The organism is Myroides sp. NP-2, from assembly GCF_014145665.1.
Taxonomy (GTDB): Bacteria; Bacteroidota; Bacteroidia; order Flavobacteriales; family Flavobacteriaceae; genus Flavobacterium.
Genome location: NZ_JACHTD010000007.1, coordinates 131,098 through 146,834, shown reverse-complemented (window position 1 = coordinate 146,834; position 15,737 = coordinate 131,098). Strand labels below are relative to the sequence as shown.

At 38.3% G+C, this 15,737-nt stretch carries 15 protein-coding genes; 13 read left to right on the top strand and 2 right to left on the bottom strand.

The annotated features are described in order from the left end of the window. From H4K35_RS08850 to H4K35_RS08835, 4 genes are all read left to right on the top strand, one after another. Positions 1–855 carry a hypothetical protein gene (locus H4K35_RS08850; protein WP_182627120.1) on the top strand — a complete coding sequence of 285 codons (855 nt, stop codon included), beginning with the start codon at positions 1–3 and terminating at the stop codon, positions 853–855. 171 nt (positions 856–1,026) lie between these two features. Beyond that, positions 1,027–1,716, top strand: a complete 690-nt coding sequence (locus tag H4K35_RS08845; protein WP_255492408.1) for a SagB/ThcOx family dehydrogenase — start codon at positions 1,027–1,029, stop codon at positions 1,714–1,716. Continuing rightward, positions 1,706–2,767 carry a hypothetical protein gene (locus H4K35_RS08840; RefSeq protein WP_182627118.1) on the top strand — a complete coding sequence of 354 codons (1,062 nt, stop codon included), beginning with the start codon at positions 1,706–1,708 and terminating at the stop codon, positions 2,765–2,767. The genes H4K35_RS08845 and H4K35_RS08840 overlap by 11 nt, the downstream gene beginning before the upstream one ends. Next, entirely contained in the window at positions 2,751–4,682 is a 1,932-nt protein-coding gene (locus H4K35_RS08835; protein WP_182627116.1) for a TonB-dependent receptor plug domain-containing protein, read from the top strand. The genes H4K35_RS08840 and H4K35_RS08835 overlap by 17 nt, the downstream gene beginning before the upstream one ends. Positions 4,683–4,746: 64 nt before the next feature. Here the strand turns inward: H4K35_RS08835 and gcvP are convergent, their stop codons facing one another. After that, entirely contained in the window at positions 4,747–7,599 is a 2,853-nt protein-coding gene (gcvP, locus tag H4K35_RS08830) for an aminomethyl-transferring glycine dehydrogenase (protein WP_182627114.1), read from the bottom strand. A 124-nt stretch (positions 7,600–7,723) separates the two neighbouring features. Here gcvP and H4K35_RS08825 point away from each other — a divergent pair, with 124 nt between their 5' ends. The 7 genes from H4K35_RS08825 (at position 7,724) to H4K35_RS08795 (ending at position 13,112) form a co-directional block, all read left to right on the top strand. After that, positions 7,724–8,542 (top strand): hypothetical protein, encoded by an 819-nt coding sequence (locus H4K35_RS08825; RefSeq protein ID WP_182627112.1) that lies wholly within the window; start codon positions 7,724–7,726, stop codon positions 8,540–8,542. Between the two features lie 99 nt (positions 8,543–8,641). After that, the gene (locus H4K35_RS08820; RefSeq protein ID WP_182627110.1) at positions 8,642–10,027 is read left to right on the top strand and encodes a M17 family metallopeptidase; all 1,386 of its coding nucleotides are present in this window, start codon (positions 8,642–8,644) and stop codon (positions 10,025–10,027) included. Between the two features lie 189 nt (positions 10,028–10,216). Further along, a complete protein-coding gene (locus H4K35_RS08815; RefSeq protein WP_182627108.1) occupies positions 10,217–10,720 on the top strand; it encodes a GNAT family N-acetyltransferase in 504 nt (167 codons plus the stop codon). A gap of 2 nt (positions 10,721–10,722) precedes the next feature. Continuing rightward, positions 10,723–11,595, top strand: coding sequence for a hypothetical protein (locus H4K35_RS08810; RefSeq protein ID WP_182627106.1), 873 nt, complete (start codon positions 10,723–10,725; stop codon positions 11,593–11,595). Positions 11,596–11,905: 310 nt separating this feature from the next. Next, positions 11,906–12,310 (top strand): hypothetical protein, encoded by a 405-nt coding sequence (locus tag H4K35_RS08805; RefSeq protein ID WP_182627104.1) that lies wholly within the window; start codon positions 11,906–11,908, stop codon positions 12,308–12,310. Next, positions 12,300–12,500: a helix-turn-helix transcriptional regulator gene (locus H4K35_RS08800; protein WP_182627102.1), complete on the top strand. Its 201-nt coding sequence runs from the start codon at positions 12,300–12,302 to the stop codon at positions 12,498–12,500. Before H4K35_RS08805 ends, H4K35_RS08800 begins: the two co-directional genes overlap by 11 nt. Before the next feature lie 63 nt (positions 12,501–12,563). Continuing rightward, positions 12,564–13,112: a HugZ family protein gene (locus H4K35_RS08795; protein ID WP_182627099.1), complete on the top strand. Its 549-nt coding sequence runs from the start codon at positions 12,564–12,566 to the stop codon at positions 13,110–13,112. A 59-nt stretch (positions 13,113–13,171) separates the two neighbouring features. On the opposite strand, the gene H4K35_RS08790 is transcribed toward H4K35_RS08795, so the two are convergent. Continuing rightward, complete coding sequence (locus H4K35_RS08790; protein ID WP_182627097.1) at positions 13,172–14,074, bottom strand: DMT family transporter; 903 nt, start codon at positions 14,072–14,074, stop codon at positions 13,172–13,174. Positions 14,075–14,346: 272 nt separating this feature from the next. On the opposite strand from H4K35_RS08790, the gene H4K35_RS08785 reads away from it, so the two are divergent. Continuing rightward, on the top strand, positions 14,347–15,054 hold the full coding sequence (locus H4K35_RS08785; RefSeq protein WP_182627095.1) for a hypothetical protein: 708 nt from the start codon (positions 14,347–14,349) through the stop codon (positions 15,052–15,054). Between the two features lie 94 nt (positions 15,055–15,148). Then, positions 15,149–15,697 carry an RNA polymerase sigma factor gene (locus H4K35_RS08780; protein WP_255492407.1) on the top strand — a complete coding sequence of 183 codons (549 nt, stop codon included), beginning with the start codon at positions 15,149–15,151 and terminating at the stop codon, positions 15,695–15,697. Positions 15,698–15,737: the final 40 nt, after the last annotated feature.

The window sequence follows — 15,737 nt, the reverse complement described above, 5'->3', positions numbered from 1 at the left end:
ATGAAACGATATATGAAATCCTTATCCGCCCTCTTGTTGTTGGGCGTGTTCTATTGCTCTTTTTGTTGTGTGGCAGCGTCCGTTGGACCTCGAGCAGAAAGTACACACGAACTAAAACAAGTAGAAGAAGTAAAAACCTGTGATAATACGGGCCATAATGAGAAAGTAGGAAGATTATCTCCTGAGCGGTATCTTCCTACTTTGTCAACTCAACGCACATCTTCCTATCAATTGAGCATGGATGCTGCAGTGCAAAAAATGTTTGACGAAAAAGAGGTACAGCCTGTTGTGGCACAATTAGCGAAGGTAGATGCCGAGCTTACGGGGTTTTATCAACACTATTGGAAAGCGTATTTGTACTACTATGAGGCAGCTTTTTATCAAGGGGTGATGCAGGATAAAACGAAAGCTGAAAAAATTATTGACATTGCTTTGGCGGAGCTTCAAGAGGAGGTATATGAGAATTCGGACTACTATGCGCTGTTGGCGATGTGTACCTCCTTTTCGATTCAGTATGTCAATATACTGAGGTTGGGCAAGGTCTCTGCTGATGTGATTGCGTACGGACAAAAGGCCTTGGCGTTGAACAAGGCGAATTTACGCGCCTATTTCGTTTTAGCTTCCCATAATTTTCACACCCCTAAGATGTTTGGCGGTATGGTAAAAGTAGAGGAATATGCACTAAAAGGGCTGTCTTGTCCGGATGAATTGGAATCTACTCCCCAAGCGCCATCATGGGGACGAGATCAATTGTATCAGCTTTTAGTGCACTATTACGAAAGTGAAGGGCGCACAAAAGACTTGGAGCTGTTAAAGAAAAATAACCCTCATTACGTGGAGAACCATGACTCATGAAGAAATTTTAAACCTGTTGTCTGAGCATCAACTCAGTATGTCCACACTTGATTTTCTCGAACAGGTTAAGTTTAAGAAATACGATATAGAAACGCTAGACAAATTTACTTTGATTGCCCATGTGAACAACAATCCTAGCTTGCAAAAAAAATACATAACTCCTATTACGAGATGGGTTTTTGTCCGAGTTTTCCGCTTTTATTCACGCGTAATCCATCTCCTTCTTTTTTGAGCTTGGACCGACTGAATAAGAAGAGAAAAAGCACGCGTACGTTTACTGAACGGATATTGAGTTTTCAGGAGATCAGTAGTTTTATGCAGCTATTCTACACCTTGACTGGTTGTGAAACAGTTGATTTTAAAGGAACAACAATCACGCGACATAGGCGGAATATTGCTTCGGGAGGGGCGTTGTACCCCACAGAAATACATTTGGTTAACCATCGAAATGAAGAACTTCCCCTAGGTGTTTATCGCTATAATGTGATTGATTTTAAATTGGAACAGATTCAAGCCTTTGACACCCAAGAAAAAAAAGAAGGGTTTTATACTGCAATTATGCATTCTTCAACTGGGGCGATAGACTATGATAACGCGACAGCTTTTTTGGTTTTTTCTTCTATTTTGAACAAGCACTCCTTTAAGTACAAAGACTTTGGGGTCGTTTTGTCTTTATTGGAACTCGGAGAATTTGTCCATGCCGCTTATTTAGCTGCGGCAGCTTTGGATATTGGGTGTTGTTCTTTTGGCGGTTTTTTGAACAATCAAATGCACCAATTGCTAGAATTGAAAAATGGGTTGCACCAACCTTTTTTATGTATGGCAATCGGAACTAAAAAAGGAGAAGAAGATGAAACTTAATGAGATTTTGTGCAGTGAAGAGCAAGGGGAGTGCCTCTATCTTCAAATTAAAAACGGATCCCACTTGATTAAATTGTCCAAAATTGAATTTGAAATCATTGCCTATTACACCCAAGTTCTGAATAAACAAGCTGTCATTCAGTTTTTTAGCGATCAATTGAAAATTTCAGAAGAGCAATTGGATGCGCTGTTAGGGAAGGCAAAGCAAACCAAATTATTGGTGGATTTGGAGGAGGGAACAGGGGCTGGTGTATTTGCTTTTGGATGCAAGCGCAGAAAGGCGATTTTGGAAGTATGTACGGTCGACTTTACGCATACGCGTTTAGAGCACATCGCAGCACACAAAAAGGTGCAAAGGTTTGTCTTCTTTACCTTGGGAACCATAGTTGTTGCCGTTGGTTTGTTAGTGTTGCTATACCCCTTTTCATTTGTTGAACACTATAAGAAAACGCTTTATTTGGTTCCCTATTCTTTTAGTCAGCTGCTTCTGTTTATTTACTTAGGCGTGTTGATTAGCATTGGTATACACGAGTTTGGACATTACTTTTTTTACAAGCGCTATAACGGAAAAAGTTCTGTTTTTGGATTTGGCTTATTGTTTTTTATTCTTCCTGTCATGTACAATAAACTGTATATCAGTCTGGTAGATCGTAGGTCACATCGCATGTTGATCCACAGTGGTGGATTTATATTTGATGTTTTGTTTTCCTTGGCGATTATAGGAGGTATTATCTTATTGAAAGATCGTGCACCTGTGTTGGTGTTTATGGGATACTCTATGTTAATTTCGATCTGTATTCGCTCTTTGTTTAACTTGAATGTGTTTTTACCCCAAACGGATGGTTATTTTGTTTTGAGTGATTGCTTGAAAACCGATCAGTTGTTTCAAAAATCATCGGTGTTTTTTATGCGTTTATTAAAGGATAAACCCAGTGTAAGATCGGTTGGTTATGGTTTGTTTTTTGTGTTGAGTTGCTTGTCAATCGCTGGGGCGTGGTTGTTTTTTGCGATGCCATTATTCTTGTTGCTGTACTATGCTTTTTCTGCCTAAAAAGCTAGTAGGCTATTGTTGGGTGTGTTGTTTTTTCTTGCAGGCGCATGCCCAAGAGGGAATAGGGGATACATTGCCAAACGCACTCCATGAAATTGTCATCGTCAATAAAAACTCAATTGCAGAGAAGTATGCGAGTATTCGGTTAAACAAGATGGATGTATACTTTAATCCTGCTTCTAGTGGGGATCCATTGAAGGCAATTGTCATTTTGCCCTTTTCTACCAACACGACAGAAAGTGCGAATCCTGTTTTGAGAGGAGGTCAAGCGGATCAGTCGAGGGTATATCTCAATGGGGCGCCTATTGTAAATCCCGTTCGGAATACACAAGAAAATGGGTTTGGTAATTTTTCGTTGTTTAATGCTGAAATGATAGACAATCAAGAAGTGTATGCGAGTAATCCACCTTTGACCTATGGAAATTCGAGTGCAGGGATTGTGTCTATTGAAACGACAAAGGAACTGGAACGAGATTCATATCAGGTGGTCGCTGCCTTATCCTCCGTGGGGCTACAAATGAATAAAAAAATAACGGCAAAGGATTTTTTTCAACTGTATGGCAATTTTCAATTTGGCGATGGGCTTAAAGCAGTTAACAAAGGGAGTCTGGCAGATTTAAACGCCTTTCAGTCGATTGATGCTGGGATGAGTGTTAGCATTATCCTCACACCTGCGCTTAGGTGGAATAGCTATACGTATGGCATTGATGAACGTTATAATGCCTTGAAGTATCAGCTGTCATATCGAGCTAATGCTCAAGCAGATCAAAAAAGGGGTTTTACAGTGAATACACTGACGTATAACACAGCAAAATCCCTATTTAGACTGGTGAGTCTTGCGGATTGGAGTCAGGCTTCATATCGCTTTAAAACAATTGATGCTGAAACGAAAACCACCCAGGTATTTCTTGGTATTTCACATAAGTACCGGATTAATTATGGATGGAATTTTCAATATGGCGTTGATCTCAACCTGAGTAAATACGGTTATGATGAGGTAAGACCTTTGCATTACTATGCCTTAGCAGCCAATCAGCCGACGCAAAAGTTGAGAGAAACACGCTCGCTTACTGCGGCAGAACTCTATGCCTATACCGATTATAAATTTAGTAATCAGCTGGGAATTTCATTGGGTATGCGCAAAAATATTAAGCCCAAAGGTGAAGATTTCAATTTCTTTAGCTATCAGTTTTCAGGTTTTTACAAGTGGAATGCTTTTCACCGATTTATTTTTGGCCTTGGCAATTACACTAGTTACGCCACACCGAACTATTACGATCACCAAATACACTTGATCAATAGTAAGCAACTCGCCCTTGACTACTATTACGAACGTGGAAATACAACCCTTACCGGTGGAGTTTTTCTAAAAGAAGACAAGGGGACCACTCAGCTATCGCCTATAGAGCAAGGAAAAGATCAGCGGATGATTGGAATTGAAGGGTCGTTTACTCAATCTGTGAATCGGTTTTTATCGCTTGTTTTGTCAAATACTATTTTGCATCGTACTTATGCGGTTAATGGTGTTGATACGAAAAATTGGATGTATTTCACCAAAGCGCAACTAACCTATGCCAATCCGACGAATTTTACGGCATCACTGGTTTGTACAACACATACAGGGGAACGGTTTACCCAGTTGAATAACAGTGTATTTGATACACAAGATAATGTATTTATCCCCCTATTGACCACCTATGATAACGGAAAATTAAATCAGTATTTCCGCCTTGATTTGACCGTGAATAAACTTTTTCCATTGGGAAAACACTACCTAGTTGTCTATTGTTCAATCGTTAATATACTCAATCGAAAAAATGAAAAAACACCCTATTATACAGAGGATTACCACCGTGTTTTCTTTCAAAACTTTCAACGACGTGTGGTGTATTTTGGGTTACAAGTTAGGATCTAAGTTAGTTTACAAAAAAAAACGCCATCGATGTCGATGGCGTTTTTGCTATAAAGATAACGAGGTATTAATTTTCAAGGTATGCTTCAATTGGAGCACAAGAACAAATTAAGTTTCTATCCCCATAAGCATCGTCAATACGACGTACGGTTGGCCAGAATTTATTTTGAGCTACATATTCTAATGGATAAGCGGCTCTTTGTCTTGAGTATGGTAAATCCCAATTATCTGCAGTTAATAAAGCTAAAGTATGCGGTGCATTCTTTAATTCATTTACTGGATTTTCAATCGTTGCATTTTCAATTTCTTGACGGATAGCGATCATCGCATCACAGAAACGGTCGATTTCTGCTAAACTTTCACTTTCAGTAGGTTCAATCATCAAAGTACCAGCAACAGGGAAAGAAACCGTTGGTGCGTGGAAACCGTAATCGATTAAACGCTTAGCGATATCTGTTACTTCAATTCCCTTTTCTTTGAATTCACGTACGTCAACAATCATTTCGTGTGCTGCACGTCCTTTCTCACCAGTATATAAAATAGAGTAGTGTTCTTCCAATCTAGATTTCATATAGTTCGCGTTAAGGATAGCGGTTTGGGTTACTTTTTTCAAACCATCAGTTCCCAACATAGAGATGTAACCATAAGAGATCAAACATACTAATGCAGAACCGTATGGAGCAGAAGAAATAGAGGTAATTGCATTTTTACCTCCCACTTTTACTAATGGGTTAGAAGGCAAGAATTCAACTAGGTGTTCTGCCACACAGATTGGTCCAACTCCAGGTCCACCACCACCGTGAGGAATAGCAAATGTTTTGTGTAAGTTTAAGTGACATACGTCAGCACCAATAGAAGCAGGGTTAGTAAAACCAACTTGAGCATTCATATTTGCACCATCCATGTATACTTGTCCGCCATTATCGTGGATAATTTGTGTAATTTCCATGATAGCAGATTCGTACACACCATGTGTTGAAGGGTAAGTTACCATCAAACAAGAAAGGTTGTCTTTGTGTAATTCTGCTTTTTCTCTCAAGTCAGCCACGTCGATATTTCCTTCAGGAGTTGTTTTAGTCACAACCACTTTCATTCCCGCCATTGCAGCAGAAGCAGGGTTTGTTCCGTGAGCAGAAGCAGGGATTAACGCGATATTTCTTTGGAAATCTCCTTTTGAATGGTGGTAAGCGCGAATAGCCATTAATCCAGCGTATTCACCTTGAGCACCAGAGTTTGGTTGAAGTGTTGTTCCAGCAAAACCAGTAATAACATTCAATTTTTGCTCTAAGTCAGTTAACATTTCGATATATCCTTGTGCTTGATCTAGTGGAGCAAAAGGGTGGATATTATTCCATTGACCATTGCTCAATGGAAGCATTTCAGCTGCAGCGTTCAACTTCATGGTACAAGATCCAAGAGAAATCATCGACTGATTTAATGCTAAATCTTTGCGTTCTAAGCGCTTGATGTATCGCATTAACTCTGTTTCAGAGTGGTAGCTATTAAATACGTCGTGTTCTAAGAATTTAGAAGTACGCTTTAATTTTGCAGGGTAATTGATTGCTTCTTCGTTTAAAGCTGTTACAGTAAAAGCTTCTTTTCCTGTAGCTTGAGTGAAGATGGCAATAATGGTATTGATATCGTTTACGTTTGCTGTTTCGTTTAATGAAATAGAAATCGTGTTTGCGTCGATATAGTAGAAGTTTACCTTATTTGCTTCTGCAATTGGTCTAACTTTAGCAGCGTCTGCTTTTACAACGATAGTGTCGAAGTAAGCCGTATTGGTTTGTTCGATTCCCAATTTTGCTAAGCTTTCAGCAACTGTATTGGCTTTAGCATGAACTTGATTGGCGATAAAACGCAATCCGTTTGGTCCGTGGTACACCGCGTAGAAGCTCGCCATAACGGCTAATAATACTTGAGCGGTACAGATGTTAGACGTTGCTTTTTCGCGTTTAATGTGTTGCTCACGTGTTTGTAGCGCCATACGTAAAGCTCTGTTTCCATCAGCATCTTTAGAAACACCGATGATACGACCTGGCATACTGCGCTTGTACTCTTCTTTTGTTGCGAAGAAACCAGCGTGAGGACCACCAAAACCTAGTGGAATTCCGAATCGCTGTGTTGTTCCTACAACTACGTCAGCCCCCATTTCTCCAGGAGAAGTTAAGGTTACTAACGACAAGATATCCGCAGCAACCGCTACTTTAATATCTTTTGATTTTGCTGTATTGATAAAGTCAGCATAATCGTATACTTGACCGTATTTTCCAGGGTATTGTAAGATTGCTCCAAAGAAATCTTCTGAGAAATCGAATGCTTGGTGGTCACCTACAACTAATTCAATTTCGAAAGGGATAGCACGCGTTTGTAAAACAGAAAGTGTTTGAGGTAAAATTTCTTCAGAAACGAAGAATTTTAACGCGTTGTTTTTCTTTTGATCTCTTGTGCGAACATCGTATAATAACATCATCGCTTCAGCTGCTGCTGTACCTTCATCTAAAAGAGAAGCATTAGCGATTTCCATTCCTGCTAATTCAATAACAGTTGTTTGGAAGTTTAATAAAGCCTCTAAACGACCTTGTGCAATCTCCGCTTGGTATGGCGTGTAAGCCGTATACCAACCAGCGTTTTCAAATACGTTGCGAATAATAGGAGCAGGGCAAACCGCTTCATTATATCCTAATCCAATAAACGAACGAAAGATTTTGTTTTTGTTTCCTAAGTTCTGAATATAAGATAAATACTCATATTCCGTCATTGCAGGAGCAAGATCTAAATCTTGTTTTAAGCGAATTGAAGTTGGAAAAGTTTCATCGATTAATTGTTCAATGTTGTCAACTTTTACAGTTTTCAACATTTGTGCCACGTCCTCAGCACGAGGGCCAATGTGTCTTAAAGCAAATGCATTTGTTTTCATTTGGGCAAAATAATAAGTTGTGTATAAGCACACAAAAATAACCATAAATCTGAGATAAATTGAGTATATTCCTAGTAATTTTGTTAATCGAATTATTCAGCCCTTTTTGGTTAAAAAAATAAGGATGGGAAAAGCCCTTACAAAAGTATTTGATTTTTATCTCAAAGCGAGTGTACACGTTTCTTTCGCCGTGTTTGCATTGGTCCAAATGACCTTCTATTTCTGTCGATTGCCCTTCGATTGGACGGTATCTTTACTAGCCTTTTCAGGCACGTTGTTTTCCTATAATTTTATAAAATATGCGGATTTTGTTGTGGCACATCGACATAGCTTGTCTAGAAAAATGAAAGCAATCATTGGAATAAGTGTGGTAGGATTATTGGTAGGCATCGTTTGTTTTTTCTTTTTGAATCACTTGGCCCAAGTCGTTACCCTCTCCTTGCTCGTCCTTGCAGTGCTCTATGCTGTTCCCATTTCTAAGCACATTCCCAACCTTCGAAATTTGTCGGGTTTAAAGGTTTATATCGTTTGTTTGTGTTGGGCTACCGTTACTTTAATTATTCCAATTCTCCATGCAAATCTCGAACTCTCCCTCGACATATGGATTAAATTCCTTCAGCGTTTTCTTTTGGTTCTCATCCTCATTGGAATATTTGAAATCGTAGATTTACAATATGATGAGAAGTACCTCAAAACAATCCCCCAACTGTTGGGTACCCAAAAAACAAAGTGGTTGTTGGCAGGATTGACTATTCCCTTTTTTGTGATTGAATTTTTTAAAGTCGGTTTTCAGCCTATACAAGCGTGGAATAGTTTTGTTATTGTCTGTATAGTTTTGATTTTTATTCTGTTAGCCTCACCTAAACGCAGCGCTTATTTTAGCTTGTTTTGGGTAGAAAGTGTTCCCCTTTTTTGGTGGTTCTTGGTTTTGCTAGAAGGATAATTCAAGCCACTTAAAAGAAAAACAAACCTGAATCTTTTTGCGTTTGATTTTTAGCTGTGTCTAAAAAAATGTATATTTGTACGAATAAAAACAACAAAGATGATACAACTTGTAAATGACGTTCAAGCAAACGGAAATGTAGTTTTCGTTTTAGGTAATGATAACACTGTTGAAGTTCCCGCTCTATTAAATGACTTTGTACAAGCATTTGAAGCAGGAGAAAAAGAAGAAGATTTTGCAAAAATTGGAAATCAATATTTCTTTTTTGTAAAAGAGAATACCAATTTAGAGAAAATGCGTTTGGCAGGATTCAATATCCGCAAGCAGTTAGATAAAAAATCAGATTCCCTTGTTGTAGTTGGAAATGGAGAAGCGACTTTGGCATTGACAGAGGGAATTGCACTTTCAAATTATCAATTCTTAAAATACTTCAAAGAAGGAGAGTCAATGAAGTACGCTTTAGAAACGATTGAAGTAAAAGGAAACTTTGAGGCTAAGCAAATCAGTGATTTGAATCACACAATTAAAGCGGTTTACTGGGCGCGTACTATGGTCAATGAGCCTGTTAGTTTTTTGACAGCTACACAATTAGCTAAAGAAATTGAAGTATTGGGGAATGAAGCTCAGTTCTCAGTAAAAGTATTGGGGAAACAAGAAATTGAAGCCTTGAGAATGGGTGGTTTATTAGCCGTTAATAAAGGTTCTGTGGAGCAGCCAACCTTCACAATTATGGAGTATAAGCCTGCGAATCCAATCAACAAAAAACCAATTGTTTTAGTTGGTAAAGGGGTAGTTTACGATACAGGAGGATTGAGTTTAAAACCAACGGCAGGATCGATGGACTCTATGAAGAGCGATATGGGGGGAGCAGCTTGTATGGCTGGTACTATCTATGCAGCTGCATTGAATCAACTAAACGTGCATATAATAGGTCTAATCCCTGCAACAGATAACCGCCCGGGAGGAGATGCCTATGCACCTGGTGACGTGATTACCATGTATGATGGCACAACGGTTGAAGTATTGAATACAGATGCTGAGGGACGTATGATCTTAGGTGATGCGATCGCTTATGCTACACAATATGAGCCTGAAGTTATTATTGACGCCGCAACCCTAACAGGAGCAGCGCTAGTTGTAGCTGGAGATATTGCTTCATGTATTATGGGTAATGACGAAAAAACAATGCAAGCCATTGTAGCTTCTGGATATAAAGTACACGAGCGTTTAGCTCAATTGCCATTCTGGGATGACTATAAAGATTTGTTGAAATCGAACGTAGCTGATATGAAAAATATCGGTGGACGTTTTGCTGGAACTATTACAGCAGGTAAATTCTTAGAGCACTTCGCAAAAGCACCCTATGTGCATATCGATATTGCAGGTCCAGCTTGGATGGATGCACCAAGAGATTACAAAGGAAACGGAGGAACAGGAAGTGGAATCCGTACTTTAGTTGATTTCTTAACCAATTATCAAGCCTAATTTTTTATATTTGACGATAGAAAAGCAGTAAATGTTGAGTTTACTGCTTTTTTTATTTAGAGATGGGAAACCGAAACACAGTGTAGGTTCATCGAACACTAAGGCCTATATAAAATCAGTGAGATATAGGGGGAATTTTTAAAACTAAAAACAATCGAACAAAGAATAAACCGCATAAAACACAAGAACATGCAAAATATAGCTATCGAATTCCAAGCCGTTACCCCAGAAAACATGCAGGTTATCCGACCTTTAGCGGAGAAAATTTGGCAGAAGACATACGGACCTTTACTCGATCCTGCTCAAATTGATTATATGTTGCCCATGATGTATAGGGATGAACGCATTGTCAAGGAAATCCAAGACGGGTATCGTTGGGAATTATTTGTGGTTGATGGGCAAGTATTAGGGTATCTCGATTATAAATTAATGGAAGATAATCGCGTATTTTTATCAAAAATATACTTAGATACCGATCAACAACAGAAGGGATTGGGAAAACTAATGTTGGAACACGTAATCGAATATGCTGTTGTAAATAAAGCGGATGCGGTTTATTTAACAGTGAATAAACACAACGCCAAAGCCATTGCTTTTTACGAGCGAAATGGCTTCCACTGTATTGAGTCGAAAACCTTTGATATTGGAGAGGGCTACGTGATGGACGATTACATCTACCAATTAAGCTTGTAAAGATGAAAAGTGCATCGCGTTTTGCAGCCTTTCTTTGCTGTCTTTTTTATACAATAGGTCAAGCACAGGAAGTGATCCCATTTAAAATGAATGGGCATTACAATATCTTAGTTGAGGGAATCATTAATCAAAAAGATACGGTTGATTTAATGTTTCAACTTGCAATGCAAGAAGCTTCTTTAGCGCCTAATCGAACGCATCCAGTGAAATCTGTAGTCTTTGATACCACTGAGTTTCCAGAGGGATTGAGTAAAGGCAATCGCATTCAAGTTGGAGAGACGGTTGTAGAACCCATTTGGATTTGGGACAACGAATACACAGGAAATGGGGCTGAAGGTAAAATTGGTACGCAATTGTTTGGCGATCACATCGTCAAAATCAATTATGATATGTCTCAATTTGAACTATATGACACACTTCCAGCGACCACTGATTTTATTCGCTTGCCTTTAGAACAAAAAAATGGGCAGTTATTTGTTGAGGTAGTAAGTACAGTGGAAGCAAAAGAAATACAGATAAAAGTGTTGTTACAATCGGGCTTTTCAGGGGCTCTTTTGTTTAATAATTACCTTGCGGATGAATACCATTTAGCTGATGTACTCCCTCGATTAGAAGAAAAAACAATGCTGAATGCAGCGGGTCAAAAGCTGACAAGTTTAGTCTGTGAAATACCTGCTATAACGGTAGGAGGTATACGCTTTGAAAAGGCTCCCGTTCAGATGTTTACAGGAGAAATAAAAAATCAAACTACTAGCTATATTGGAGCAGATCTTATCCATCGATTCAATTGGATAATCGATAAAAAAGGAGGCTATGCTTATATCCAAAAGAATAAATATTTTGAGGATCCCTATTACTTTGCAAGAAAAAACTAAGAAATTAAAATCCATTCAAGACAAAAGAGGGTGTCCCAAGAGGTCACCCTCTTTTGTCTTGTATAAAACTAGACTTTTTGCCCCGTTCTGAAATAAGGAGACACAATTTGTACAAGAATCGGATGATTCACCATTGCTTCAATGTTGTAGTAGTTTTAGAGCAGCTTATTAGACAGTTTCTTTTCTGTTTGTATGTAGAACTATATTTATTTCGTAAAGCGAAAAAAATAATTAGTTAAAAAATGTAAAGTTTACTTTGCAATATTGTAAAGCGTGCTTTACATTTGTGCTAACTAATAACTACTAACTAATGAAACAATTTCCGTTATTCCCTCGTTATTTTAGATGGATTGCCTTAGGTCTTATCTTGTTGTCTATTGTATTGAGTTTTGCATTAAAAGATCACATAGGTGAGTATCGCGTTCAGGCCAAGGCGATATCAATTAACATGTTTAATTTAAGTTTGTTTATCTATTTTTTCACGCGACGCAAAATTGACGATGAGATGTTTGTCGATATGCGATTAAAGGGAATGGCTGGTGGGATTCTCTATATGATTATTGGTATATTTGTTACTGCAATCTGGGATATTGTTGATCCAGGGGAAATGCAAGACAAGGGAGCTGCAGGACGTATCTTAGAAGGAATGATTTTTGTTAATTTTATTTTCGAAGCACAGTATCAAAAATTAAAACGAAGTTTAGATGACGAATAAGGTAAAGGAGGAGCGCCTACGTTGCTATTTGACCCAACAAGACTTAGCAGATGCTATTCAAGTATCTAGACAGACCATTCATTCGATTGAGTCAAACCGATACGTGCCCTCTACAATTTTAGCTTTGAAACTCGCGCGAATATTGAAGGTTAGGGTAGAAGAGTTGTTTATTTTAGAAGAAACGGATTGATTATTATTCTTATTTAGTTTAAATAATTTCGTATCTTAGCCCGACAATATAAATACAATTACAATGAGTACAGATACACTTAACCCAAACTTCGATCAGCATAAAGTAAAGCCAAAAGCGCCTAAAGTTGAAGAACTAATTAACGAGTGCAAATCAGTGATGATTGCTTCAATCAATGAAGACGGTTCACCACTAGTAAGTACAGCTCCGTATTCGAGAGTTGGGAATGAGTTTCAAGTTTTGGTATCTTTCATGGCGAAGCATACAAAGAACTTAAGAGATCGCAAAAAAGTATCTTTTATGTTTGTAGAAGATGAGAGTTCATCAAAACAATTATACGCTAGACACCGTTTAACAATTGAAACAGAAGCGGAATTAATCGCAAAAGAGAATCCGTTATACGACCAAGCGATGGTTGATTTAAGAGAGAGACATGGAAAAGTAATCGAGGTTTTAGGAAATTTAGAGGACTTTATCATGTTCAATTTAAAGCCAATCAAAGGATCTTATGTAAATGGATTCGGAAGCGCTTATTTTGTAGATGAGAATTTACAAGTGATTGAGCACAGACATGGTGCCCATGGTCAGCATAACGTAGATGTAAAAAAATAATGTACACTTAGTGTTGAAATAAAAAAGTCTTTGGTCATTGACCAAAGACTTTTTTTATTTTATGTTTCCTTCTGTTTACTAAAGACAATTACCAAGGTGACGGATAGCAACACAAAGAACAAGCCTAGTGCAGCCATCCAATTAAAGAATTCTCCAAAGAACAGCGTGCCGATTAAAACAGCGACAACAGGTTCCATAGACCCTAAAATAGAGGTAATTGTTGAACCTGCGTGTTTCACAGCCAAGACCAAGCACAAATCAGAGATAAACGTAGCGAAGACGCCCAATAGAATTAAATTCACCCAATCTGCTCTCAAAGAAATAGGTTCTATTCCCGTGGTGAGTACGGCATAAAAAAGGAAAATCAAACAGCCCATCAGCAAAACGTAAAACGTTAGGGAATCGAAGTTCATATTGGAAATTCTCGATTTGTTCAATCCTACAATATAAAGCCCATAGGTGAAGATAGTTAAGGCAGATAAAATCAACCCGCTGAATAAGGCTGGAGATGCTTCTCCATGCCAACACATCATTCCAACGCCCAAAAGAGAGAGAAGAGAAGCAATGAGCAAGACCATTGATTTTTTTTCCTTGAAGAAAACAATCATAATGATACTGACAAAAAGGGGATATAAAAAGTGAACGGTTGTCGCCAATCCACTAGCAATGTATTCATATGAGTCGACCAAAAACTTGGCGGTTGCGGCATAGAGTAAAGCCAAGAAAAAGACGACTGCTAAATCCTTAATAGAAACTTTTAAACTTGTTTTTTTGTAGAGACAAACTGCTCCCATGGTAGCAGATGAAAACAAAAAGCGATAGAACAAAATGGTCGGTATGCCGATAGCCGCCACTCCTTCAGGTCGCAAGCTCGGTACAAGTAGTGGCAGCGAAAACAGCGGAACCAAACCAAATGTACCCGAGGAAATCAATGCGAATAAAACTCCTTTTAGGTTTTTCATTTTAAATATTAGTTTACGTATTAAAAATTCCGCGCAAAGATACAGCTTCTGTTTGGGGAGTATATGCCTCAAAAAACAATTGCCAAGATCGTAATATGTAGCAACTTTGCTTAAAACCTGTGCTGTTTTTCCTTCAAATAAAAATCAACTCCCTAATGGATATCTGAATATAATCCGAATTGATTAATCGAATGGCCTACTTTTAGTGTGTGTACTATGTTGGAAAAAGACGTATTTTTACGGCTTCCGTTTCCTTTTTAATTTTGTAGCGTATGAAATCTCTCCTTGGTATTTGTCTATTCTTTATTATGTTTATCAGCACTTGTTTTGCACAGCCCTTGACGGATTGGCAAGTGGAAAACTTGAAAGGTAAAGTCAAAACGCTAACGAGTATCGATCAGCCTCAGGATGGCAATGAAGCAAAAAAAGAAGTGATTTATTTCGATGAAAGAGGATTTTTTACCTATAAAATAGTGTATCGCGGAACACGAGCAGAAGGGGATGCGATGCCCTTAGATTATACCAAATTAGGTGAACTTCAGTATTTTGAATACCAAAACGATCAACGCCATGCGATGAGTCTAAATGCAGATGGAACTAAGGCAACGGATATTGTACAAGAATGGACCAAAGCAAATAGGTGCGAATTTACCTATACCTATTTTAATAAACCCGACAATAAAGGGAGCATGCGCTTGTCTTTTTCCAATCAAAATAAGGTATGCTCGATACACTTACTTATTTCGAATAAGGAAAATGGCGAAGTTCAACTAGAAACAAAGTCGCTCCATCAATACGATGCTCAGGGGTATGAAGTTCAACTAGAACAAAAAACACTGCAACCCTATGGAGATACTCGGGTATTGACCTTTCGAAATACCGTTTTTGACTCTCAGGGTAATATTGCTGAGAAACGGGTCTACGATGAAAACAATCAGCTGTGGAGTAAAACGACTTTTACTTATGAATACTACGAGTAGATCCGGTAGTATATAAAAGAAAAAACTTAACAGTGAATTAAAGCCAAAAGCATACTTTACCTCTACATTTGCTTGCATCAATCCATAAATGCAGATGCCCATGGTAAGCCATGCTAATGATTTTGATCACATCTTTCAAAAACACTGGGCTGAATTATACAGTTTTGCCTATAATGTGGTACGCGAAAAAGCCATCGCGGAAGATATCGTACAAGAAGTTTTTATCGATTTTTGGAATCGACAAGTCAAGGTCGAACACCCGCGCGCTTATTTGTTTCAGGCGATTCGAAATCAATGCGCCAAATCGTTGTACAATCGCCGTTTTGATTCGGTTCAGGTAGAGAAAATTGTCGGTTTAGTTCCGGATTTGGAAGACCTACCCGATGAAGATATTAAGACCCTCTTATTGGATGAAATCGAAAAAACAGCAACCGCCGTTTTACCCGATCGTTGCTTGTTGATTTTTAAAATGCGTTTTTATGAGCAACGCACCTATAAGGATATTGCTCATAATCTAGGGATTACCGAGAGTACCGTAGAAAACCAAATCAACAAAGCCCTAAAGTTATTAAGAGAATCTACCTCTTATATAGCGGATATCCCAGAGGCTATATGGATGATAACCCTCTTTAGTATTACCTAATTGTTTTGCAGTTTATCTAATCGTTAAGCCTTGTTTTTGG

Coding starts and splice junctions, on each gene's coding strand:
- H4K35_RS08850 (WP_182627120.1), top strand. CDS start 1: ATGAAACGATATATGAAATCCTTATCCGCCCTCTTGTTGTTGGGCGTG.
- H4K35_RS08845 (WP_255492408.1), top strand. CDS start 1,027: ATGGGTTTTTGTCCGAGTTTTCCGCTTTTATTCACGCGTAATCCATCT.
- H4K35_RS08840 (WP_182627118.1), top strand. CDS start 1,706: ATGAAACTTAATGAGATTTTGTGCAGTGAAGAGCAAGGGGAGTGCCTC.
- H4K35_RS08835 (WP_182627116.1), top strand. CDS start 2,751: ATGCTTTTTCTGCCTAAAAAGCTAGTAGGCTATTGTTGGGTGTGTTGT.
- gcvP (WP_182627114.1), bottom strand. CDS start 7,599: ATGAAAACAAATGCATTTGCTTTAAGACACATTGGCCCTCGTGCTGAG.
- H4K35_RS08825 (WP_182627112.1), top strand. CDS start 7,724: ATGGGAAAAGCCCTTACAAAAGTATTTGATTTTTATCTCAAAGCGAGT.
- H4K35_RS08820 (WP_182627110.1), top strand. CDS start 8,642: ATGATACAACTTGTAAATGACGTTCAAGCAAACGGAAATGTAGTTTTC.
- H4K35_RS08815 (WP_182627108.1), top strand. CDS start 10,217: ATGCAAAATATAGCTATCGAATTCCAAGCCGTTACCCCAGAAAACATG.
- H4K35_RS08810 (WP_182627106.1), top strand. CDS start 10,723: ATGAAAAGTGCATCGCGTTTTGCAGCCTTTCTTTGCTGTCTTTTTTAT.
- H4K35_RS08805 (WP_182627104.1), top strand. CDS start 11,906: ATGAAACAATTTCCGTTATTCCCTCGTTATTTTAGATGGATTGCCTTA.
- H4K35_RS08800 (WP_182627102.1), top strand. CDS start 12,300: ATGACGAATAAGGTAAAGGAGGAGCGCCTACGTTGCTATTTGACCCAA.
- H4K35_RS08795 (WP_182627099.1), top strand. CDS start 12,564: ATGAGTACAGATACACTTAACCCAAACTTCGATCAGCATAAAGTAAAG.
- H4K35_RS08790 (WP_182627097.1), bottom strand. CDS start 14,074: ATGAAAAACCTAAAAGGAGTTTTATTCGCATTGATTTCCTCGGGTACA.
- H4K35_RS08785 (WP_182627095.1), top strand. CDS start 14,347: ATGAAATCTCTCCTTGGTATTTGTCTATTCTTTATTATGTTTATCAGC.
- H4K35_RS08780 (WP_255492407.1), top strand. CDS start 15,149: ATGCCCATGGTAAGCCATGCTAATGATTTTGATCACATCTTTCAAAAA.